Origin of the sequence: Paenibacillus farraposensis, assembly GCF_020736845.1 — a bacterium.
GTDB classification, from domain to species: domain Bacteria; phylum Bacillota; class Bacilli; order Paenibacillales; family Paenibacillaceae; genus Paenibacillus; species Paenibacillus farraposensis.
In genome coordinates this window covers 179,513-202,008 of sequence record NZ_JAFFQR010000105.1, presented here as the reverse complement: position 1 = coordinate 202,008, position 22,496 = coordinate 179,513, and the positions used below count along the sequence as shown (strand labels likewise).

General features: G+C 43.9%; 26 protein-coding genes and 3 pseudogenes. 9 read left to right on the top strand and 20 right to left on the bottom strand.

Going from position 1 to position 22,496, the window contains the following annotated elements:
* Positions 1 to 18: 18 nt before the first annotated feature.
* The 8 genes from JO375_RS17450 to metH form a co-directional block, all read right to left on the bottom strand.
* Positions 19 to 792, bottom strand: coding sequence for an ABC transporter ATP-binding protein (locus JO375_RS17450; protein ID WP_229525653.1), 774 nt, complete (start codon positions 790 to 792; stop codon positions 19 to 21).
* The gene (locus JO375_RS17445) at positions 789 to 1,103 is read right to left on the bottom strand and encodes a thioredoxin family protein (protein ID WP_229525652.1); all 315 of its coding nucleotides are present in this window, start codon (positions 1,101 to 1,103) and stop codon (positions 789 to 791) included. Before JO375_RS17445 ends, JO375_RS17450 begins: the two co-directional genes overlap by 4 nt.
* The gene (locus JO375_RS17440) at positions 1,100 to 1,438 is read right to left on the bottom strand and encodes a cyclic-phosphate processing receiver domain-containing protein (protein WP_229525651.1); all 339 of its coding nucleotides are present in this window, start codon (positions 1,436 to 1,438) and stop codon (positions 1,100 to 1,102) included. Before JO375_RS17440 ends, JO375_RS17445 begins: the two co-directional genes overlap by 4 nt.
* Positions 1,439 to 1,509: 71 nt before the next feature.
* Positions 1,510 to 2,358, bottom strand: a complete 849-nt coding sequence (locus JO375_RS17435) for a deoxyribonuclease IV (RefSeq protein WP_229525650.1) — start codon at positions 2,356 to 2,358, stop codon at positions 1,510 to 1,512.
* On the bottom strand, positions 2,348 to 3,166 hold the full coding sequence (locus tag JO375_RS17430) for an Fpg/Nei family DNA glycosylase (RefSeq protein ID WP_229525649.1): 819 nt from the start codon (positions 3,164 to 3,166) through the stop codon (positions 2,348 to 2,350). The genes JO375_RS17435 and JO375_RS17430 overlap by 11 nt, the downstream gene beginning before the upstream one ends.
* 66 nt (positions 3,167 to 3,232) lie before the next feature.
* Positions 3,233 to 4,021: a TIGR01457 family HAD-type hydrolase gene (locus JO375_RS17425; protein ID WP_229525648.1), complete on the bottom strand. Its 789-nt coding sequence runs from the start codon at positions 4,019 to 4,021 to the stop codon at positions 3,233 to 3,235.
* Positions 4,022 to 4,490: 469 nt separating this feature from the next.
* Entirely contained in the window at positions 4,491 to 5,420 is a 930-nt protein-coding gene (rnz, locus tag JO375_RS17420; protein ID WP_229525647.1) for a ribonuclease Z, read from the bottom strand.
* Positions 5,421 to 5,500: 80 nt separating this feature from the next.
* Entirely contained in the window at positions 5,501 to 8,941 is a 3,441-nt protein-coding gene (metH, locus tag JO375_RS17415; protein WP_229525646.1) for a methionine synthase, read from the bottom strand.
* Between the two features lie 183 nt (positions 8,942 to 9,124).
* Between metH and JO375_RS17410 the strand changes: the two are divergent.
* A pseudogene (locus JO375_RS17410) lies at positions 9,125 to 9,330 on the top strand (acireductone dioxygenase); the annotation flags it as partial.
* A gap of 107 nt (positions 9,331 to 9,437) precedes the next feature.
* Here JO375_RS17410 and JO375_RS17405 read toward each other — a convergent pair.
* The 3 genes from JO375_RS17405 to JO375_RS17395 form a co-directional block, all read right to left on the bottom strand.
* Positions 9,438 to 10,232, bottom strand: coding sequence for an HAD family hydrolase (locus JO375_RS17405; RefSeq protein ID WP_229525825.1), 795 nt, complete (start codon positions 10,230 to 10,232; stop codon positions 9,438 to 9,440).
* 163 nt (positions 10,233 to 10,395) lie between these two features.
* The gene (locus JO375_RS17400; protein WP_229525645.1) at positions 10,396 to 10,905 is read right to left on the bottom strand and encodes a hypothetical protein; all 510 of its coding nucleotides are present in this window, start codon (positions 10,903 to 10,905) and stop codon (positions 10,396 to 10,398) included.
* 118 nt (positions 10,906 to 11,023) lie between these two features.
* Positions 11,024 to 11,230: a DUF896 domain-containing protein gene (locus tag JO375_RS17395; protein ID WP_229525644.1), complete on the bottom strand. Its 207-nt coding sequence runs from the start codon at positions 11,228 to 11,230 to the stop codon at positions 11,024 to 11,026.
* A gap of 662 nt (positions 11,231 to 11,892) precedes the next feature.
* Here JO375_RS17395 and lexA point away from each other — a divergent pair.
* On the top strand, positions 11,893 to 12,519 hold the full coding sequence (gene lexA / locus JO375_RS17390; protein ID WP_229525643.1) for a transcriptional repressor LexA: 627 nt from the start codon (positions 11,893 to 11,895) through the stop codon (positions 12,517 to 12,519).
* Between the two features lie 319 nt (positions 12,520 to 12,838).
* Positions 12,839 to 13,009 (top strand): hypothetical protein, encoded by a 171-nt coding sequence (locus JO375_RS17385; RefSeq protein ID WP_229525642.1) that lies wholly within the window; start codon positions 12,839 to 12,841, stop codon positions 13,007 to 13,009.
* Between the two features lie 354 nt (positions 13,010 to 13,363).
* Here JO375_RS17385 and JO375_RS24605 read toward each other — a convergent pair whose 3' ends face one another.
* The 5 genes and pseudogenes from JO375_RS24605 to JO375_RS17365 form a co-directional block, all read right to left on the bottom strand.
* Positions 13,364 to 13,495, bottom strand: a complete 132-nt coding sequence (locus JO375_RS24605; RefSeq protein WP_267497743.1) for a hypothetical protein — start codon at positions 13,493 to 13,495, stop codon at positions 13,364 to 13,366.
* Positions 13,486 to 14,016, bottom strand: a complete 531-nt coding sequence (locus tag JO375_RS17380) for an accessory gene regulator ArgB-like protein (RefSeq protein ID WP_229525641.1) — start codon at positions 14,014 to 14,016, stop codon at positions 13,486 to 13,488. The genes JO375_RS24605 and JO375_RS17380 overlap by 10 nt, the downstream gene beginning before the upstream one ends.
* A complete protein-coding gene (locus tag JO375_RS17375; protein ID WP_229525824.1) occupies positions 13,967 to 14,689 on the bottom strand; it encodes a hypothetical protein in 723 nt (240 codons plus the stop codon). Before JO375_RS17375 ends, JO375_RS17380 begins: the two co-directional genes overlap by 50 nt.
* Positions 14,690 to 15,387: 698 nt before the next feature.
* Positions 15,388 to 15,552 (bottom strand): annotated as a pseudogene (locus tag JO375_RS17370) (TetR/AcrR family transcriptional regulator); the annotation flags it as partial.
* Positions 15,553 to 15,900: 348 nt separating this feature from the next.
* Complete coding sequence (locus JO375_RS17365; RefSeq protein WP_229525640.1) at positions 15,901 to 16,002, bottom strand: YjcZ family sporulation protein; 102 nt, start codon at positions 16,000 to 16,002, stop codon at positions 15,901 to 15,903.
* Positions 16,003 to 16,132: 130 nt separating this feature from the next.
* Here JO375_RS17365 and JO375_RS17360 point away from each other — a divergent pair.
* Positions 16,133 to 16,525 (top strand): annotated as a pseudogene (locus tag JO375_RS17360) (hypothetical protein); the annotation flags it as partial.
* A 101-nt stretch (positions 16,526 to 16,626) separates the two neighbouring features.
* On the opposite strand, the gene JO375_RS17355 reads toward JO375_RS17360, so the two are convergent.
* On the bottom strand, positions 16,627 to 18,036 hold the full coding sequence (locus JO375_RS17355) for a tetratricopeptide repeat protein (RefSeq protein WP_229525639.1): 1,410 nt from the start codon (positions 18,034 to 18,036) through the stop codon (positions 16,627 to 16,629).
* A gap of 635 nt (positions 18,037 to 18,671) precedes the next feature.
* On the opposite strand from JO375_RS17355, the gene JO375_RS17350 reads away from it, so the two are divergent.
* Positions 18,672 to 19,064 carry a hypothetical protein gene (locus JO375_RS17350; protein ID WP_229525638.1) on the top strand — a complete coding sequence of 131 codons (393 nt, stop codon included), beginning with the start codon at positions 18,672 to 18,674 and terminating at the stop codon, positions 19,062 to 19,064.
* A 160-nt stretch (positions 19,065 to 19,224) separates the two neighbouring features.
* Positions 19,225 to 19,500, top strand: coding sequence for a hypothetical protein (locus JO375_RS17345; RefSeq protein WP_229525637.1), 276 nt, complete (start codon positions 19,225 to 19,227; stop codon positions 19,498 to 19,500).
* 235 nt (positions 19,501 to 19,735) lie between these two features.
* Here the strand turns inward: JO375_RS17345 and JO375_RS17340 are convergent, their stop codons facing one another.
* From JO375_RS17340 to JO375_RS17330, 3 genes are read right to left on the bottom strand one after another with little or no spacing between them, the layout of a single operon-like run.
* The gene (locus JO375_RS17340) at positions 19,736 to 20,011 is read right to left on the bottom strand and encodes a holin (protein ID WP_229525636.1); all 276 of its coding nucleotides are present in this window, start codon (positions 20,009 to 20,011) and stop codon (positions 19,736 to 19,738) included.
* Positions 20,012 to 20,022: 11 nt separating this feature from the next.
* On the bottom strand, positions 20,023 to 20,886 hold the full coding sequence (locus JO375_RS17335; RefSeq protein ID WP_229525635.1) for a glycoside hydrolase family 25 protein: 864 nt from the start codon (positions 20,884 to 20,886) through the stop codon (positions 20,023 to 20,025).
* Positions 20,864 to 21,364, bottom strand: coding sequence for a phage holin family protein (locus tag JO375_RS17330; RefSeq protein WP_229525634.1), 501 nt, complete (start codon positions 21,362 to 21,364; stop codon positions 20,864 to 20,866). Before JO375_RS17330 ends, JO375_RS17335 begins: the two co-directional genes overlap by 23 nt.
* 273 nt (positions 21,365 to 21,637) lie before the next feature.
* Here JO375_RS17330 and JO375_RS25115 point away from each other — a divergent pair, with 273 nt between their 5' ends.
* From JO375_RS25115 to JO375_RS25110, 3 genes are all read left to right on the top strand, one after another.
* Positions 21,638 to 21,922, top strand: coding sequence for a GNAT family N-acetyltransferase (locus JO375_RS25115; RefSeq protein ID WP_377530852.1), 285 nt, complete (start codon positions 21,638 to 21,640; stop codon positions 21,920 to 21,922).
* Positions 21,923 to 22,267: 345 nt separating this feature from the next.
* Positions 22,268 to 22,435 carry a hypothetical protein gene (locus tag JO375_RS17320; RefSeq protein ID WP_229525633.1) on the top strand — a complete coding sequence of 56 codons (168 nt, stop codon included), beginning with the start codon at positions 22,268 to 22,270 and terminating at the stop codon, positions 22,433 to 22,435.
* The coding region (locus JO375_RS25110) for an IS3 family transposase (protein ID WP_407672831.1) at positions 22,381 to 22,496 on the top strand (116 nt) is incomplete at its 3' end. The genes JO375_RS17320 and JO375_RS25110, both read left to right, overlap by 55 nt.

Below are 22,496 nucleotides of genomic sequence, written 5' to 3'. Positions count from 1 at the left end.
CGTTCCTCCAAAGTAACATTACTTTCCAGTGCGCACCCGAATCCAGGGACGTTCTTCATCCCAATCCAGCTCAACCGGGACTTCATATGTGTGCATAATCAATTCTTTCGTTAAAACTTCTTTTTTGGGTCCCGCTGCTGCGACCTTGCCATCACGGATCAACGCAACATGCGTAAAGAGGGGAACAATCTCCTCGATGTGATGAGTTACGTAAACCACGGACAAATTCCGTTTGCAAAGCCGATCAATCTCGATCAGCATTTTTTCCCGCTCAAATAGATCCAGCCCGGCACAAGGCTCGTCCATAATTAGTAAACGGGGCTCCGCCATCAGCGAACGCGCCAGCATGACCTTTTTGCGCTCTCCTTGAGATAGCGTCCCCAGCGGATGATGAATCAGAGCACCTAAATTCATGCCCTTCAATAGTGATACGGCTTTTTCCTTTGTCTCTGCCGGAATCTCCTGATAGAAACGCAAGAAAGCATACGCACCAGTTGCAACCACTTCCCACACCGGATCTTTTAAGGCCAGCTTTTCGAGCAATGTCTGGCTAATATAACCGATCTGCTTGCGAACTTCCCGCACGTCACATTGACCATATGTGTATCCGAGCACCTCAACGGTTCCACGGCTTGGAAACATGTAGCCTGTCATCATTTCCAACAGTGTTGTTTTGCCGGAGCCGTTGCGTCCCAGAATAGCCCAATGTTCGCCTGCTCGTATTTCTAGACTTACATCGTCCAAAATTTTATTTTCTTCCCGCTGTAATGTGATGTTTTTTATGGATATCATTTCATCACGCTCCTTATCCTGTTCAGCAAATGTTCCACAGATTCCATTTTGTAGATGATTTCAGGATATTCATTTTGACCATTAAACAGAAGAAGCGCAGGTACACTGGAAATCCGGTAATCCTGCACCAATTCAGGAATATAGTTAATATTGCTTTGAACTACTGTACCCCTGGGAAGCAAGTGCTCCGCTACCTCCAGCATGCGGCGGGCAGCCGTGCAGGTTCCACACATGGGAGTGTATACAAACCAAGCCAGCTTGCATCCCTCCCATATGGCACGGCGTGCCTCTTTTTGTCCTATTTCCCTCATCCTTCTGACTCTTTTCTGATCACGCGCATACGTTCCTCGGGAATTGGGCCGTTATGTACGCTTACTCCTTCTGGCTTGTGGGCATAAAGCAGCTCATACATGGTACGGCGACCTTCCGGACTGGAGGAATGCAAGTAAATTTCAGGCGGATATAATTGCTTACTAGCAATGACGGCAGCCACATCTTTTCCGGTGAGCTGGCCCGGACCCAAATCATAATCCAGCGATAGCACTGCGACCGGATACTCTTGAAGCAGCAACAAACACTCATGCGCGTCCCTTGCCAGTTTAAAGCCCGGAGGACAAGGCCGATAATCATCCATAAACAAATTCATAGGCTTCTCCTCCTTTTCCCACAGAAATAAGCTTACCAAGCCTCAAAATGATCCATGCTCTGTTAGGTGACTTACTGCCAGCTTTGAATCTGATGGATGTCTTCCCGATGTGTTCCATCAGCACCCGTTTCACTTTCCAAGACAACCGGAATGCCTCTTACTGGCTCCTGTTCTGTCATCCAGCGCATGCCCTCCAAACCGATGCAGCCCTGCCCAACACGCGCATGTCTGTCTTTTTTGGATCCATACGGGTATTTGGAATCGTTCAAATGAACTCCGCACAGGGCTGCCCAATAGCCGAGACGCTCCCCTTTTTCAATCAACGCCTCGTCCGCTCCACCGTTCCACAGTCCTGCTGCATATGCATGACAGGTGTCCAGGCAAAAGCCGATGTGGTCAGAATATTTGCACAGCTGGCGGATTTGTACCATTTCCTCCAGCGTGGTTCCCATCGGTCCGTGGTCCCCTGCCTGATTTTCAATTAGTATTTTGGCAGTTCCCTTCCAGCCCTCGAGCACATCATCAAGACAGCCAATAATATTTCGGTAGCCTTCTAATGGATCAGACGAATGCATATGCCCGAAGTGAATGACAATCCCTTGTGACCCGCAGGCTTCAGCAATATCCAGGTCGTTCCACAATGAAGCCACCGTCAGCGCATAAAGCTCCCGATCACGATCACTTCCAAGTGCCGGATTTACGGGATATGGCGAATGAGCAATCGATTGAAGCTGGTGCTTCGAGCAATAAGCTTTACAATCGGCAGCATCCTTGATACTCCATTCCTTCAGCCTAAGACTGCGGGGATTTTTCGGGAAATATTGAAAAGAACGCCCCCCTTGCTCTCGCGCACGCATAGCGGCTTTGGAAAAGCCACCACGCGTACTCACATGGGCACCGATAAGCAACTCAGGCGTCATGCTGGTGCACCGGACAATAAAATGCTTTTTTCCCTGCCAGCTCAACCTTTATAATAGTCCCGCCACTTGGGGATTTTTCACCTTCACGGTCATATACTCGGCACTGCCGGTCGAAGCCGCCTGTTAATGTGTCTCCTTCCATTAGGGGCATTTCTATATAACCGCCTTCCGCTGTAGCTTCACGAAGCACGGATTGCGTGGCATGGTACAGCTTTTCCACTTTTTCAGGTGACTGAACGATGTTTTGTACTTTGGAGTCCGGTGTAAATCCGGCGATATAAGCAATTTCATCCGAATAACAGTTGCCAATACCCGAAAAAATGTGTTGGTTCACGAGCGTTGTTTTCAAAATTCCTCGCCTTCCCTTTAGACGTTCTGTGAACTTTTCCAATGTCATGCGGCGGTCCAACGGGTCGGGTCCAAGATCTGACAAGGCCTCCTCTGTCTCCTTAGCCGTTAGCAAGTGAAGGTAGCCCAAGCGCAGCCCGATAAAATAGAGCTTCACTCCACTAAAATCCAATTCAATCTGAACCGTTCGGTTCGGACGCTGCTCTTCTGTTCCCAGATACAGCAACCCACCCAGCATCAGGTGCAGTATAAGCCGTCCTCCCGTATTTAGATGAAAAATCAAATGCTTGCCACGGCGTTCTAAATATACAACCGTCGCGCTGAGCAAATGCTTTTCAAATGTGTGCACGTCAGTATTAATGGATTTTTCACGATTAACCGTGACTCCAGTAATCGGAATGTCTAAAATTTGTTTTGACAATAGCATTCTGTAGTTTTCCATTTCAGGAAGTTCCGGCATATTAACATCTTTCCTTTCGTAGCTGCATAGCTTTTAATTCTCACGATTTATTAATGATATCAGTTATCATTTCAATTCTTCCTTGATCCAATCCTGCAGTTCATCCAGATTTTCAAATATCAGATCAGGTTTTACCCCTGCGGTACGCATATGTTCCTCTATATTGGCATGAGTCGTCACACCTGACAGTACCAGAGCAGTTTTACACCCTGCCGCGGCACCTGCAGCAATATCGGTAAGCATATTATCGCCCACAACCATAGCTTCATCCGCTCTAATATTCAAACGATCCAGCGCGTAGTTCATCAGCACGCTTGAAGGTTTGCCGATGACCACTGGTTTTACCTGTGAAGCCGCTTCAATCGCAGCGCCAATCGTTCCTGCCCCTGGCGTTAGCCCGTCATGAGAGGGCAATTGCAGATCCGGGTTTGTCAAAATAAACATGGCCCCTTCCCGAATCCAGCGCATGGCAGCAGCCAGTGTTTCATATGTAAATTGACGATCTATCCCCTGCACCACATAATCCGGATGTTCCTGAACAAGCTGTAGCCCAGCCTCTACAAGCGCCTGGCGTAATCCGGTTTCACCAATACAAAATACTCGGGCTCCCGGGCTTTGCTGTGCAACATATTGTGCAGCTGCCAATGCCGAAGTACATACTTCATGACCGCTCGCTTCAATTCCCATGCCCACCAAGTGCGCTGCCACCGATTCAGGTGTACGTGAAGCATTGTTTGTGACATACGCATAAGGTATCTGGTCTCTACGTAATTGGGATATGAACTGATCCGCCCCCTGGATCATCCGGTTTCCATGATACAGTGTACCATCCAGATCGATCAGTATCGATTTCATCGTAAACTCCTCCCCCACTTATTTAACCACCTTAATCATTCAGGTCATAAAATAAGTTGACATCTCCATTTCATCTTATCTATCTTAAGTCAAAATTGCATAGGAAGTCTATGAATTGCCGGTAAACCGTGCAAAATAGTGCCATCCCTCGCTAAAAAACACGTCGCTTTCATAAGGGATAAGCTTACATCCTCGTCGAAACCCATCGAAGGGATGATGCTTTCAAGGAGAATTCCCTGTATTTCCTCACACTGCTCAACATATAAAGTACTTCAAATTCGAAATATAGAAAATCAAATATAAAAGGCCTCTATATGTGGTAGCGCAGGGCTCATCCCCACCCAATTGAATGCTATTCGCGTCTCTTGTCGCATCCTGCGCTTTCCCGGAAAATAATTACGGGCGAAAAACAAAGGTACCGGAGCAAGCTCCGGCATCCTTGAATATATATCTGCTCTTCAAGCGTTAACTAACCGATATCGGGTACGGGTAACAGCACATGCTGCTCTGCAAGCAATGAATTGGGGAATACGCTTTTCGCTTCTTCCAGCAACGGCCCAAGCTGTTCCTGATCTTTATATCTGGAACTAAAATGCGTCATAATTAGCTGACCAGCGCCTGCAGCTTTTGCAGCTTCTGCCGCCTGAAGCGCCGTACTATGATGATACTCGTAAGCTGTATCCGCCAGCTCATGCTGAAAAGTCGCTTCATGAACGACAACGGTTGCATCTTGAGCCAGCATTACCGTATTCGGACAAGGCCGTGTATCACCAAGAATAGTAATGATGCGCCCTTTTTTCGGTGACCCCAAAACATCCTGAGGATGGAGAATCACTCCGCCTTCTACCTCCACGCTCTCTCCACGCTTTAATTTGCCGTAGATTGGGCCGGGCTTAATTCCGTATCGCTCCAGCAGCTCTTGGTTAAGCTTACCGGGCTTATCCATCTCTACAATTCGATAGCCGAAGCTGTCGATCCGGTGATCCAGCAGAGCTGATTCTACACGGAATTGCCCATCATCAAACAGCACTCCGCCCGTATGTTCCACCATATCCAGTTGGTAATTGATTCGAGATTGGCTGATCCCCAAAGACAGCTCAATGTATTGCTTGAGCCCTGGCGGTCCGTATACCGTTAGCGGTGCCGTACCTCCCTGGTATGCTCTGCTTGACAGCAGGCCCGGGAGACCAAAAAGATGATCTCCATGCAAATGGGTAATAAATATCTTTTCAAGCCTGCTCAGCTTGAGCGGCGAACGCAGTATCTCATGTTGAGTGCCTTCACCGCAATCGAACAACCACATGCTTCTTCGTTCTTCCAGCAAACGAAGCGCGATGGACGTTACATTCCGCTGAATCGTAGGCACCCCTGCATTCGTACCGAGAAAATAAAATTCCATAACTTTAACCTTCTTCCTGTTGACCAGCAAAAAACCTCCGAAGCTCGGAGGGTCTTTACTATCCCATCTGATAAAGGTGCTTAAACCTTTTCGACGTTAAAATACTGCGCCTGCGGGTGGCTGAACACCATGGCTGATACAGAAGCCTCCGGTTCCATCATAAACCCTTCCGTTAGCTCAACGCCAATATCCTCTGGTTTCAACAGCTGGAACAACGGTCCCTGATCCTCCAGATCCGGACAGGCCGGATAACCAAAGGATACCCGTATCCCCTGATATCTGGCACCATGCCGCTGCTTCATCGTCATATCGGCAGGATCCGGGAAGCCCCAGTTGTCCCTCATCATATGATGAACCCGCTCGGCCAGCCCCTCTGCCACTTCGAGCGCTACCGCTTGAAGCGCATGGGAGCGCAAGTAATCTCCTTGTTCCCTCCACTTGGTAGAGAGCTGCTGTATTCCATGACCGGCAGTCACAACCATAAAACCTACATAATCCATAACGCCAGACTCAACAGGCTTCAGAAAGTCAGCCAAGCAGAGATAAGGCTCTACTTGCTGACGCGGAAAGGTGAATGTGTGCAACACCTTGCTGATATCCGACGGATCATAGATCAGAACTTGATCTCCTTGTGATTGTGCCGGGAAGAAGTGATACATGGCATGTGCCTGGATAATTCCATCAGTAACGGCTTCAAACATAATGCTATCCACTGTATCCTTGAGCTGGGACGCTTTGGGATCGCCCTCTGCCAGCAGCTTCTCCACGTTCCCTCGCAAGCCAAGATGATGCCCCATCAGCATCTGCATATTTACATAAGGCAAAATGTAATTTAACGGATAGTTGCGCAGTACATGACGTTCTGTGTCCGGTGGAATATAGACTGGCAAATCCTGAGCAATGTCAGAGCGTACAGCCCGAGTAAGCTTGGGTAGCTGTTTGGTTTCCACGACGATTGCCGCTTCTGCCTCTCGTTCAGCTTCCATATCTGCTTCCATTTTTTTGCGCGACTCAGGGTCCATCAGCTTATTGGCAATATCCAGGCCATCCATCGCATCCTTCGCATAGGCTACCAGGCCATTATACTCAGGACGGATCCGGGTTTTAGTGAACTTACGCGTTAATGCCGCTCCGCCGACCATGATCGGAATATCAATATTGGCATTTTTCAAATCCTGGGCGGTCAGCACCATCTGTTGCGCCGATTTAACAAGCAAGCCGGATAAGCCGATTATATCGGCCTTTTCTTCACGATAAGCCTCGATAATACGTTCTGGTGGTACTTTTATACCCAGATTCACGATTTGGTAACCATTATTGGACAGAATAATCTCCACCAGATTTTTGCCAATGTCATGAACATCACCTTTAACCGTGGCCAGCAAAATCTTGCCTTTTACCGAGGATTCATTTTTCTCCATGAATGGTTCCAAATAAGCCACCGATGCCTTCATCACTTCAGCGCTTTGCAATACCTCAGCAACAATCAGCTCGTTGTTGTTAAACAGCCGTCCTACTTCTTCCATGCCTTTCATCAACGGGCCGTTAATAATCTCCAGTGGAGAATATTTTGCGAGCGCCTGCTCCAGATCTGGAATCAGTCCCTCCCTGCTCCCCTCTACTACATAAGAAGCCAGCCGTTCTTCGAGCGAAAGATTGGATACCTTTTCTTTTTTCTCTACTTTTTTGTTACGGAAAGCGACCACAAAAGCGGATAAAGTCTCGTCATTCGTTCTGTAAATCAGGTCTTCGGCAAGCTGCCGCTCATGCTCAGGAATCGATGCATAACGTTCCAGCTTTTCCGTGTTTACAATGGCATAGTCCAGACCCGCCTTGGTGCATTCGTACAAATAGACCGAATTGAGAACTTCACGCCCGGCTTCCGGCAAACCAAAGGATACGTTGCTTATACCCAGGATGGTATGAACCCCGGGAAGGGCTTCTTTAATAATTCGAATGCCCTCAATGGTCTCCTTCGCTGAACCGATGTACTGCTCGTCACCTGTACCAACTGGAAATACGAGTGTATCAAAAATAAGATCCTCCGGTGCCAGGCCATAGCGGTTTACCAGCAGATCATAAGAACGCTTGGCTACCTCCAGCTTATCCTCACGCGAAATAGCCTGACCGCGTTCATCAATCGTGCCGATTACAACAGCCGCACCGTACTTATGAATAAGCGGAGCCATTTTCTCAAACTTCTCTTCTCCATCCTCCAAATTAATAGAGTTAATAATCGCCTTGCCTTGCGAATATTGCAGCGCTTTATCTACGACTTTGATATCCGTAGTGTCAATTACCAGCGGCACTTTTATCTTGTTTACCACCAGCTTTAAAAATGCTTCCATATCCACCATTTCATCGCGGTCCGGGTCCTGTACACAAATATCTATGACATGCGCCCCGCTTTTTACTTGGGCACGGGCGATTTCGGAAGCCTCTTCATATTTGCCTTCCACGATCAAACGCTTGAATTTGCGGGAGCCCAGAACATTCGTTCGCTCACCGACCATATATGGACGATTGTCTTGTTCAATATATACAGGCTCAATGCCGGATACTGCAGGAGGATGATGACCTGTCAGCGGACGCGGCTCAAATTGGGCCATTTGCCTACTCATTACCCGAATATGCTCAGGTGTGGTACCACAGCACCCCCCTGCAATGTTGAGCCAGCCTTTTTCAGCGAATGCCGCCATCTTGCGTGCCAATGACTCTGGTGATTCATGGTATTGACCATTTTCATCAGGCAAGCCCGCATTTGGATAGCAGCTAATGGCGGCAGAGGACATTTCGGAAAGAGAACGAATATGATCCCGCATAAACTCCGGGCCTGTAGCACAGTTCAGACCAATCGATACCGGATGCAAATGTTCCAGTGATATACAAAAGGATTCGATATTTTGCCCTGCCAACGTCGTACCCATAGGCTCAATCGTGCCCGAAATCATTAGCGGAAGCTTCACACCCGTCTGCTCAAAAGCCTGCCGAATTCCGATGCTTCCCGCTTTGACATTAAGCGTATCCTGTGAAGTCTCCAATAAAAGTACGTCCACGCCGCCTTCAATAAGCGCCAAGGCCTGCTCCTGATAGCTCTCAATCAGTTCCTCAAACGTAACACCACCTGTTACAGACAACGTTTTCGTCGTCGGTCCCATCGCTCCTACAACAAAACGAGGCTTGTCCGCCGTATAGTATTTATCCACCGCATTGCGTGCCAGCTTGGCAGCGGCCAGATTAATCTCACGGGAGCGTTCAGGGATATCATAATCTGCCAAGACGACAGATGTAGCTCCAAACGTGTTTGTTTCAATGAGGTCCGCCCCGGCCTCCAAGTAGGCTTCATGAATCCCTTGAATGACATCCGGTCTCGTTAAGACCAGCATTTCGTTGCAGCCTTCCAGCTCTTCTCCGCCAAAATCTTCAGGGGAAAGGTTCTCTTGCTGAATCATGGTGCCCATAGCTCCGTCAAGAAGAAGAATTCTTCGTTGTAAAGCATCCTGCAAGCTCACTTTATCCAAAATCTCTTCACCCCCGCAAAACGTTAAATCCTAGTTTAGCAGAAACTGTATCATTTAGATAGATTGAAGTAAAAACATACGTTTTATGCACCTTGCTGCTTGACAGTCATCATGCTTATCCAATTAACAAATTTCAGTTTTGGAGAGAAGGTAAAATCTATTTTTGGGATTTAACATAGCCGCAAAGGCATTTTCATCATTAAAGATCCCAAAGAAATCGACTATTTTAATGTAGAGCTTTCACCGGGTGATGTGATTTCCGTGCCCGAAAATACCCCTCATTTCTTCACCTTAATGGAAAATCAAAAGATCGTTGCCGTCCGCTTGTTCATCGAGGAAATGGCTGAATTGCCGAGCGGTTTGAAGATCCTTCTTTTATGAAGGCATAATACGAGCTTTTCCTATTGTAGAAAAAGCAACTCCCTCTGCTCCAAGCACACCGAGCAAAGGGAGTTTTTGATACTTATTTTTCTGGAAAAAGCAATGAATTTTTTTCTTATGCGAACGATTGAATAATTGCGACCAATTCAGACAAATGCTTGATTTGGAATGCTGGAATGATTTCTGTAGTATTGGTTTTGGCGTTGCGATTCAGCCACACAGAGTGGACGCCTGCTGACAGAGCTCCCTGAATATCAGTAGTCAGCTTATCCCCTACCATTAAAACATGTTCAGGATTGATACCCAGGAGTCCGAGTGCATGCTGGAAAATGGACGGATCAGGCTTGCCTTTGCCAAATGAACCGGAAATGACAATGTGATCAAAAAAAGGAGCTAATTGAGGTACTCCATCCAGTTTTTCCTGCTGCAGATCAGGGGAACCATTGGTCAACAATAACAGCTTGTAATTCCCTTTCAGCTGTTCCAGAATCTCAAATGTTTCTTCATACACATGGGGACGTGCGCGTCTTTCAGCAGCGAATTGGGTGGCCAGCTTTTGCGCCAGCTCCTCATTATCTATTCCAAGCTGCTTAAGACCTCTGCGCCATGATTCTTTACGATAGACAGGTGCCAACTGTTCCAACTGGCGAAATTCAGGCTGTTCTCCTGCTGTAAAATTTGCCCATAACCCTTCAAATGGATTAATACCGATCATCTGAGTAAAACGGAAGGTCTCATAGGACTCATACAATGCCCGTGCTTCCCTGCGAACTGCTTCCTCTAGAGCCTTCGGATCAACGCCGGCTGCCCGGGAGCCTGTTTGACAGGCTGCACCAAATGCCTCTTCTACACTACGTTCATCCCATAAAAGCGTATCATCAAGATCAAACATTACCGCCTGAATGGCCATCTGAATTATCCACTCTCTTTCCACGTTATATGTATGCCCGTTCCGCATGTCTACGTCTCACAAGCATTCCAGTCCTTATGTCCCCTATTACGCAAGTAGCCGCAACGTGTCAAATGGTATATAACACCATGCGGCCTTACATCCAGAAATACAGGTTAATCAGTTATTTTTTCTCCACCTGTACCTGATTGGATAGCGCAAACTTCTCAAGTCGCTGTGCAATGGCATCCGTGTCATATCGTCCCAGTGATTTTGTTAAAATAAAGTTGCCGCCCTTGCCCTTTCTTACAATCGTTACGTAACCCTTTTCAATTTTGATAATTTTCATATCCTCAGCCGTCATTGGGCGTTCTCTGCCGCCTTTTAGCATATAAAGCGTGTCCTTCCCTACCTTCAAATAAGGACGACGAATGAAAAAGATCACAGCCAGCATCAAGTACAAGCCGAATACAAGCCAGTCCATTCCTCTCATACCGGTCTTGGTCAAAAAGTAACTCATAAGCATGTACAATACGGCAAGTCCAGCGAGCATAATAGGTGAAGTAATATTGCGACCGCGGAAAATTTCCATTGCAGAACCTGCACCACTAATGGTTTTCATGCCTTGTTTTTTGCGTGTGTTGTTTAGCTGCGCTGTGTTCTTGCGTACTTTTCTTTCAAATGATCGGGCCATCTCTCAATTCCCTTCCCATATATATTGCATCAAAACGATTGCCTGAAAGCCAAACTATATAGATACCGAAAAAGATATGCCGAAAATAAAGGCATACGGGCTAAGCAGCTTTAGCGAATCAGTGCTTCGGCCCGCGTTTTCCCTCCGGTGTGTCATCATCCACAAATTCGATCGTTTCAAGCTGTTGCCGAAAATTACGGCGAATATTGCCTAAATAAATTTCCCGAAGATTGGCGCGCTCTATCGTTTCTTCTTCTGTCAAGCCCTCGGATTTTGCTTTGCGCGCTAATTCATTGATGCGCTGTACCAAGCTGTCTATATCCAAATTGTGTCCCCTCCATAAAAGCAAAGATATAATACACTTTGACATGTAGAAAAGAGCTTGTCAAGGTTCCTGCATCACGCCCCTGACAAGCTCTAATCGTTATATCAGAAGTGCGGGAGTTTAAGCACCTGGCCTGCCTGCACTCCCCGATCTTCCGTCCATTGATCCGTACAATTCTTTCTATATATACACGTGTATCCATTTGTTCCGGTTTATACTTGAATGCAATCTGCCACAACGTATCCCCGGGTTATACGGTCAGCTTAGTTGCCTCTACCTTCGAAACTGAAGGTGCTGCGAAAACTGTAAGTACGCCTGCGCCTGCAATCCAAGCGACAATTACTACAATAAGAAGCTTAAGCAAAAGAGTATTGGTCATGATCTGCGTAAATCCCGGCTGTCTTTTCTTTTGAGCTTCCTACATCGTTTCCAAATTCATTGGGAAAATACTTTGATATGTGCTATATTTCAACATTGGCAGCATCCTCCAAACGTCTGTTCTTATATCCGTTCACAATATAACACGAACATTTGTTTTATTCAACAAAAAAGAGAACAAAGGTTCGCAAATATTTTTGCGCTACATTTAGAACTTATGTTTGTACGAACGGGGGTTCTATGTTATAATTTTCCCAAACGTTACTAAATGGGGTTGATACGGTATGTCTAAGATTTCGAGCCGCCAGCAGGCCATTCTTGAATTTATCCGCAATGAAGTGCGTCTAAAGGGCTACCCCCCTTCTGTACGCGAAATAGGCGAGGCTGTCGGATTGGCCTCCAGCTCTACGGTTCACGGTCATTTGGATCGTTTAGAGAAGAAAGGACTTATTCGCCGCGATCCTACGAAACCACGAGCCATTGAGCTACTTGGCCAAGATGAGGCGGATAATAGCAACTTGATAAATTACTCCATTAGTCGTGTTCCCGTCGTCGGCAAAGTAACTGCTGGTCTTCCTATTACAGCGACAGAAAATATTGAAGATTATTTCCCTCTTCCCCAACATTTTGTTGGTGAAGATAAAATATTTATGTTATCTGTTGTAGGCGAAAGCATGATTGAAGCTGGTATTGCTGACGGTGACTATGTTATCGTACGTCAGCAACAAACCGCCGATAATGGTGATATTGTTGTAGCCATGACAGATGAAGATGAAGCAACTGTTAAAACCTTCTACAAAGAAAAGGATCATATCCGGCTTCAGCCGGAAAACCCTGCCTTTGAACCACTTCGGCTGACACATGTCAGCATTTTGGGCAAGGTCGTTGGACTCTTCCGGGACTTTCACTGATTTTTTTCTTTCTTCCCCGTTATTCTATCCACTACTCCAAAACCGGCTGCCCCAGGCAAGCCGGTTTTATTTTATATGTACATATTTCAGCATATATACCCTTCTATATTCTAGATAAATATTGCATCTCGCTCTGTTTACTATATGTAACACCTTCCAAATATAAAGCCGGATTGAAGAGGATGGCGAGCATACGGTTTTTCATGAAATTTTAGAATCATAGGTATTCGCTTTTTCTGCTTTTAATAGATTTATGCTTATACATTACTAGTAGTATTGACATATATATAAGGTAGACCTAAGCAAAGGAGATGTTCCGATGATCAGAAATAAAGTCAAAACGTTTAAACATCGCATCGGGAAAAACAAATATCTGGTCGTTAAAATCTTTCAAGCTGCAGCCGCTGAAACAAGAGGCGGAAATGCTCTGGCAACCAATGCACTGAATATTAAGATTTCCAAGCGCAAACGCAGACATAAAAACCAATGAGACCCAACCGTACCTTCAATATCTTTTGAAGGGAGGTGAAATGATGAGAAGAAGACATTTTAAACGCATCTTAAGAAGAAGATTAAACATCCGGTCTAATCAAAGAGCAACTGCACGTGCCAGAGGTAATGCACTTGCTGTTAATCTGTTTAGTGTAAATGATAGCCAACGCAGACGTTAATCATCGTTTTCAGCGAAAAGTAGGAAGACTTCTTCCTACTTTTTTTATGCCATATCATGCACGTTGCCACAAGAGATTCCTTATGGAACTGCTCAGAGATACCGCCCCTTCAAAAGAAAATCCCTCGGCGCTTAGAGCGTCAAGGGATTCCACACTTTAGTATAGTGTGTAAATTAGTTCTTTTCTTTTTTCTTTAACTCTGCTGGTACTGGTTTAGCACCAAAAATTGTTTTTTCTGTTTTTGTAGATTCTTCGGCGTATTTACCCAATTTTACATTTAAAATTCTAGCCAATTTCATATCCATTTACGTTCACCTCCTTTCCATAAAGGCAGAATGCTGACAGACTGTACCGCCAAAGATAAGCATATTACTGGTGATTGTATAAAAAAATTCAACGCGCAAATAACAATACAGATCACTTTATAGTATTTATGATTTTTAGTCTTATTGATATAAATAAAATGATTAGGTGCATAAACAATAAATATGAGTAATGAGCAAACATTAGCAATAAAGATCACAAACAAGCTTAGGTTAATAAAAGGAATGGCTATACATAATATCGTTGTAAAAAAAACACAAATCGTAAGGTTGGAAAAATGAATTCCACCCGAGAATTTTCTAATTAGCATTAGACTTCCAAGAGCTAATAAAGAACCGAAAAAATGTCCGGTAAACCATCCTATAATTGAAACAAGAAATATCGCTGAAAATTCGGTAAGTTTTATTGCAAGCACATACTCCATTACCTCAACACTTGTGGGCCCGTCAGGATCAGCTTTCTTTATCGCTGCCGCGATACGCCTCGATACCGCTTCTAGCATCCTTATAATCCCCTTTCTCTGAGAAAAAATAAGATATGCCAAATGTAAATAATGAAATTGAAAGGAGTCCTATCGCATTAGAATTGTAAAGCATATATAGGGTTATCGAAATAGTTATAGCAGATATTAACACACCTACAATTAACATTTTATTTAATGATGAAAGGTAACTTTCTCCTTTCAAAAAAACATACGGAGGTTGTAAGATAAACGAGAACCCAAAATTATATTTGCTCATAACAAATGAAATCAAAAAGACAACAGCGGTAGAGAACAATTGAATAAAGTAAATGGGGAATCCATCCGTGTCGTGTATAACCTCAGGCCTGGCTATTCCAAACCAATTGGCAAATATAAATACAATTAGTTGTAAGTTAATATATACCGTCAACCCAGCTCCAGTTGCGAAGGCTGCCAAATGTGTTTTTACACCCAACCCAAATCTGAAAAATAAAATCATAAAAATATATTGTAATGGCAAATCTAGCTTTGGTATCCCGATAACTACACGCATCAAATAAGAGAATAAAGCGATAACTATTACATAAACAAGTATTCTTTTCCGGTATTCGAACAGAGGCAGCTTATAAAGCTTCAGAACCAAAGTAACAGATGCGAGGGCATCAAATACACCGAGCAGGACATACAACAAAGCAGATAACAAATGAAACACCATCCTCGAAACTAGGCTGCTATTATTGTATATTCAATTTTCGGCGTATGGCAATGCAATTAACCGTATTATTGGAAATTTTTGTGTTATATGTGAGATAAATATTTTTCTAAGCTGCAATTATAATATCCTCCAGCTTAATCCAGCTAGGACTTTCCTCACATGATAACCTTTATTCACGTCTAGCGGTGTTGATTACTGTTTCGATCACACAACCTATTTTCTACTACAAATATGTGACTGCTCATTACTGGACAGCACTGTAAAATTACTAGTGCACTTATGACAGGACCCTTATGGCAGTCTTGTCCCATCCATCAACCGTGAAACGTCTTTCGAATTCGCCACGGGCAGCAGGGACATCCAGGTCTTAGCCCTATGTCCATACTCTCAATCTGAACTACAGACTTCATGCGGACGTAGTACAGTTGAAGCCAGACGCAAAATGGATACAGTTGAGGAAACATTTTTTCGACTGCAAAAAAAATGATGTTATCTTATACCCAACATGCTTTTGTTATAATTACCAACAGAATAAACAAGACTAGGATAACCTGTAGAAGTCAAAACATTGTGACAAGGTTTCACACAATCCATTTATAATACCTCCCCGTTTTTATGATACGCTTTAGTGTATGTACAGAAGTCCGCTTAGACTCGGCACTTCGGCCGTTATACTATGATTTTACTTATACTGAGGTTACCTTCGAATAGAAAAACATCCATCTAATGCTTGCGATTATCATTGTTCCTTGAGCAATACCAGCCACTTTTACAATATCAGATATTTTTGTCTTCTCTATCCCATTTTGAATAAATACCTCTGTGGCGGCACACACGATCCGTTCTTTTTTGTCTTCGATAGAAATCTCCTCCGATCAAGTTGACTGAATGTCATTCAATCGATAGCCTTTCACTGATTTATTGGATCGTTACAGCGATGTTGTTATTTACTGAAATAGGTGATTTTGTAAAAGCTTATATGTATGATTTATGTTGATCACATCAAATATCCTCTGCCAACAAAGCCCAATAAGCGCAACAACGATCATAGCAGGAATCCCGCAAGTATTCGGTAAGAACTTAGTTAACCAAAAGAAAAGCGAATACTGTAGCTACTGCCAAATAGCCTATGCGCTCATTGGGTTCAATTTTTTACCATCCAATTGACTCAGGTAAAGTGGTATGATCCCACAATTTTTTTCACAGGATTAAACCCAACATGCTTTAGTGATGATAACCAAGAGAATAAAGAGCACCAAAATTGCCGCTGTAGAAGTCCACACACCGCGAGTACCTTCATATTCACCCATGGCTCTAACCTCCTTTATTTGTGGTACATTTTATTATATGTATAAATACGTTCTGTGACAGGGCATGCAGGTAAACAAAAAACACCCCACCGGCTCTGAAGTGCACCCCTTAGAATAGACATTGGAACAAACACATCAGAAAAAAACATTTACTGCTAATTTTGGAGCCAGTTCCTTTAAACATCCGATTCCGGAAGGGTTTTTGCTTTACCAAGATTCAGGTACATCTACAACATCTGGTTCGTCTGAGTTAACGGAACCAGCACAACTTACAGGCGACCGCACCATTCTGACTGTAACGATGGACACAGGACTTATTAAAGAATTCCCATTTGAGTAAAAAAGAACTGAATGTCTTCATTACTTGGTATAACGCAAAAGATGCTGGTAGAGACGCTTCATTCTTTGCCATGATAAACACAATAACAACGAAGGACTCCACACTGGTTACATACCAGTTGAGTCCTTTTTCACATCTACTCTAAATTCAAAACGATCAACGAAAAAGCATTGTCGACCATAAGGTTAGCAGAGCTTTTGATTTAGAATCCCCCAATGGTAACTTGAGGCTGAATGTTATGGTGGTTAAAAACTTGATCAGGCACATTAACAATAAACAAAAAGCTAGCCGCTATGAGCAGCAGTACCGTTTTTTTCAACATTCTTCATCCACACCTTTTCAATAAGATTTAGGAATTCTGCTTTGGTTTCTGGAACCGCATAATCCTTAAAATGTAAAAACAGACCCATACAATTTATAAAGTATGTCTCATTATTTAGTGTATGATAACTTACCATTGAATACATCAAATGTTTAAAACCATCATTGTACACACCCCGATGTAAATAATAATACGCTAACTCGTAACCAAACCACGCGATATAGTCCGGTATCACCTGTTGCGTATACATATCATCTGATGATGGTTGCTGTGAAAAAGACGCAATCTCTGTTTCAAATCGTTTGAGTATATCGTCTACATCTATGCTATATTGGTTTGCTGCAATTATAACATTCAACAATTTTGAGATTTGTTCATTTGAGGCTACTGTTTCGGCAATGTATTCAACATAATCATGTAGCACACTTATATCTCCCGATAAAAGCTTATATACGTAAGTATTACCTTCTGCCCAACTTTTGAACAAGTTAACCCAGTGTTGAGTATCGTCGTCAGTCTCCAAGACCCAATCTAAATCAGCATAGGCGTATGTATATTGTAGGGCTTGCTGATAATCGCCTTGAGCTTCACATACACTGCCACACAATAAGTCAGCATAAGCAATGTATCCAAATAATGGGCCTCTTGTTTTCTTTTCTTTCGTTCCCTCCTTGCGTTTCTCGTTATGGATGAACGAATATTGGATCTCTGCTTTTCCTCTCATTTTCCTTGCCATTTCGTCAACCTTGTCCCACTTTCGCAAAGACCTATATACGTTAGCCAAATCCTTCAATGCATCAAGTTGGTCAATTTCATCCAGGCGCTCAACAAAAACTTCAAATACCGTTGCTACTCTAAGATTTTGTCTTTGATCGTCTCCAACCTGAATCGTGAATATACGATATTGACAGAGTGCCAAGCGTTCAGAGTGCTGATATTTCTCAACTTCTGCCACGTTCTCATAGAGTATCAATGCCGCTTCATGTTGACCCTGCGCGAATAGGTCTTCCGCAATTTCAAATAGTTTTGATGAATAGAGTGGATTGTCCATAATGACTCCCACCACTTTGCGGATCGTATCCAGCTTGTTCAATTCTACACAGCGATGCAAAAATGGCTCGATTCGTCTCATATTTGGAGGATGGTCGATGATGAAGTTTTCTATAAACAAGTCGTAAAAATGACCTTCTGGTAAGTCCATAGCCTCAGTAATTTGGTCAAGTTGGTTAATGGATATAGGCTTATTTCCTGATACAATGGCACTTACTGCTCCCCTATTTATGCCTGCAATTTTCCCGAATCGTGCTAAGTTCAAACCTTCTTGTTGGAGGTATCTGTCTAATTCTGCCCGAATCGTAGGTGTATGCTTCATGTCATATCCACCCTTCATACAGAAATTCCAAAACTTTTATATTATTGTATTCTATTTTTGTCCATAATTTAACAGTTGTCAATACTTTTGAAATTTATACCCATGCAATATTCAAATGAATTATATATTTTGTGTATATTGTCGAACCAAGTAGGATAAGCAGTACCAAAGAACCATTTTCCAAAACCTTTATATATTTATACAGACATTTCCTTTTTATATGGTATAATGGTTTAGCAGCATGGATATGCACCAGTATACTAATTTAAAGGAAAAGGACGTGTTGTTTTTGTTAAAGTTTAAAAACACAGCAATTATCCTTACAGGTGTATTAGCTATTAGCGCTTACCGCAGTAGCTCCGCTGGCTGCTTCTGCACAATCAATCGAATCCTCCATTGAACAAACTACCTCCAATTCACAGGCAACCGAGATTAATACGCCACAAGACTACATTAATTGGCTCAAAGGACAGTCCGATGCCGAAGACGCTGCACAGAAGTTTTCTGATCTGTCTCAAGCGGATCAAGAAAAGTTTGTCCAATACATTAATAATCCTGAAATCAATAAGTCAATGATGAACGCAATCGCTACGAGCAAAGGGGACAAGATATCGCTAAATGGGGGAGACATAACAGTGAGAACGGAGAATACTGTTGACCTTAGCAGGGTAGTGTCTCCCCAAGCGAAAGATTATGCCGTACATCAACGTGCAATTTCTACGATTATGGGTATTGAAGTTGTACACATAACGGAAAGAGTCGAATATCGTGTTGAGGGAACACCATCCAATCGGCGAGTTACGGAAGTGCTTAATGGCGGTGGTGTACTAGACAAGTATTTGATTCCAATGGGCAGAATGGACATAAAGGATGACAAGGGGTACGTTAATTCAAGTGGTCTTGCGACACAAAGATCAGTCTTCACCACCTCCTTTGTTCACCCTAAGTTTGGTCTAGTACTAGCCACCAATAGCTTTACGGTATACGGCAACAAATACGGATCACTTGAAGATTGGGTGTTTAATTAATAAGAAATGAAAAAGAAAATATTAAGCATAATTGGAATTATAGTGGGTGTCCTTCTTGTCTTCTATTTACTGAATTTATGGGCAGCTAGCGGTTTACATGTACCTCAATAACCGCTGGCAAGTCATTGTGTATAGGTTGATAAGTTTAGGGAGTGATTGAGTGAATGTCTATTTATTTGTTGTCCTTGTTTTAATCCTTGCTGGCGGATTGCTGTTTAACATCTTCAAGAAAAGTAGAGGAGGGGACAGCAAAGCTCCAGATATAGTAACAATTGTAGGACTTCTTGTTGCAGTCGTTATCGGTATCGTCCCTGTATTCCTTAGTGGGCTACAGGCATGGACGTGGCATACAACAGTCCTGATTGTTGGATGTGCGTTAGTCATTGGTCGCATCCTATATAGCTGGAGAAAAAGCAGCCAATCAAAAAACGGCTGAGTTTGACTTCATAAGCAACTAAACCAGAAGTTGAATAATTGGTTTGTTACTAATGTCGGACCGTAACCTTGACTGCATTATTAGTTACATTTACAATTAAAGCGAGTTGCCATATCCAGCGTAAAAATGCAGAAGCCTTCCTTTAGGCTTTTATATTACATATCAATCAAATCTAAATCCCAAACAATCTTCAAAATACCCTACCAGCCGAAGCCGATAGGGTAATCACTCATTCTTAAGCAGCTTTATCCTCTTTCGTCGTCCCTGGTCGATCCTTAAACGCCAGTTCAAACAGCCCTGTCGCTGAAAGCCCGGCCAGTCCACCAGCCCACAGACGCAAGGTAGTATCCAAATCAGTAAACGGTGAAGCCACCCAACCAATCAGCAGGCCGATTACTACACCCACAGCAGGCACTACATTTACAGGCAAATTAATTGTCTTCTTCACCAGTTGCACCAAAGAAATAACTACCACCGCCAAAACCGAAGCAAAGGCTAAAACTTGATTCATGATCTCCATAATTACTTATCCCCCTTGAGAATGTTTTTACGTAAACGACTAAGAGCAGCAGCAGCCTCTTCCCGGGTAATCGGTGCGCCCGGACGGGTTCCATCAAAATATCCGTTTTCGGTCATCTCAGCCCATACATCCGCCGCCCACGGGCTGACCTTGTTAATGTCTCTTTGCTTTTCTATCACTGTACTTTCCCCCTTCTTATTGAACTGCGTCCGAAGTTCGTCCACTGTACCATTAAACTCGTTTAAATCGACTGGCCCGGCAATACCTGACACCTTGCGTGTACCACTTGGAAGCATCCCACCAGTGCTGCCGTCGCTGTACTGCCAAAAGTCCCAGCTTGTCCAGCCGGATGCATCCGGTGGAACCTGCGAGGCGCTATAACGCGCAATCCATAACGAATAATCTGACAAACCAGTAAAATTACCGATGAATGATGGGTAGGTGTACACAATAGGCCGAACACCAGTAAGGCGCTCTACTTCCTGCAAAAACGCTTTGGCTACGACTGTAATCGCCGCTTTACTCAGGCCGGACTGATTGGACTCATAATCCATAACAGGCGGCAAATCGAAAGCCTGCATGCCTCCAGCGTCCTTCATTGCACTTACAAAGTTTGTTGCTTCCTGTCGGGCCGCTTCCGGTGTAGTTGCTGAATCGTCCACATAATGGTATGCACCTATCAGCAGACTAGCTGCTTTTGCGTCCCTAACAAATTGTAGAAACGTCTTGGAGCGAAATGACTTGCCCTGTGTTGCCTTTATAAAAACAAATGATATGCCGTCAGCAGCCACCTTTTTAAAATCAATAGCGCCTTGATGATGTGATACGTCGATTCCCTGGGCGTTACCTTGTTCCCTTGCCTGCATCCTCTTTCTCCCCTTTCTGATTGCCGCCTTTGCTTTTTAAAACTTCTAACGCCTGGCGGATAATTGGCGGAATCGGCGCACCCACCCTATTCCCGTTTTCCACAATTGAAAGCAATTCGTTAGACAGATAGAAGTAGGCCACCGTGTCTCGAAACAAATGGCTATCTCCCAAAATGCCGTCCACAATGTGACCAACGGCTACCATCGCAAAGATAAAAACCTTGCGGGAAATACCAATAAGACCAATTTTGCTTTTTAAACCAGGCCCCATTCCCCTTCTACCCTCTACCCACGCTGCAAAAAGTCCAGTCACATAATCAATGATTGTAAATGTAAGGAGTGCAGCTAGAGCAAAGGACCATCCTCCAAAAAGATACGTTACTGCGCTTCCACCAAAAGCAGCGCCAAATTTATAAAACTCCGACTTGTCCACTTGTCTCCCCCTTTTCTTTTCACTCAATATAAGGTGGAAAGCCATAAAAATAGCGCACTCAGATGAACCACGCTCAGAATCTTTCTAAAATCTGAGTCTTCAATTACTTTTTTTCGTAGACTAAAAAAAGTTATAGACTGGGCGTCAGGCGAATACACCACTCATCAAATCATTACCGAATCTTCATCCTGTGATTTAATTCTCCCAATATCATAGTAATGAAGGATGGTACAGATATCAGAGCAGCGAGTATACGTCCGGTTCTCTGCGGAGGCGGACGCCGCAGAATTAACAGCCATGTAGAAACGTAATCGGGAGTTGTTTGAGAAACTTTCGCCAAGCAATCTAGAGGAGCACTGTACGGAGGAGCATCAACTCCAAGCAATAATAAATAGTAAGACTGACAGGGAAGCGGATAAGAAATATCGCTTTGTGGTGTGCAACAAGGATAACGGTCAAATTATTGGTGATGTTAATCTGTTTTTTGTCGAGAGAGGGCCTCTTCAGAGCTGTATGATTGGATACAGCTTAGATCAGGCTTATAACGGTGGCTATATGACGGAGGCCGTGAAGCAGGTGGTTCGCTACGCTTTCGATGAGTAAAGTTTCACCGGATCGTTGGGGAGGTCTCTCCTCGGAATCCAGGATCAATCCGCGTGCTCGAAAAGGCTGACTTTCACAAAGAAGGCATCTCTCGAAGCAACGTAAAGATCAACGGAAAGTGGGAGGATCACCAAGTTTTGGCGATTATAAATCCATCAGGGGATATCTATAGTTTTCCAAAGTGAAAATAATCGTCAACTAACGGGAAACGTTAGTGGATCGGCTACACTTAGTTGGACAATAAAAATGAGGGCTTGTAGAATAAACTATCCTGTTAAGGGAGCGGATCTCTACAATGCCAAAACAACAACGGCGAACCTATCAGCAGTGTGCGGCGTCCTACAAATGGCAAGAAGTACGTTCTACTATGAAGCCAGGGAACGGGTCGATGAAGACGATATGACCGAAGCGGTTGTGGATATCTTCCAAAAGCCTACGGCACACGCAAGATCAAGGTCATGCTCCATGAACGCGGATTCGTGGTATCCAGACGCCGAATTGGCCGGATCATGAAAGAACAAGGACTGGCTTCCACGTACACGGTGGCACAGTATAAGCCACACAAAGCCGCATT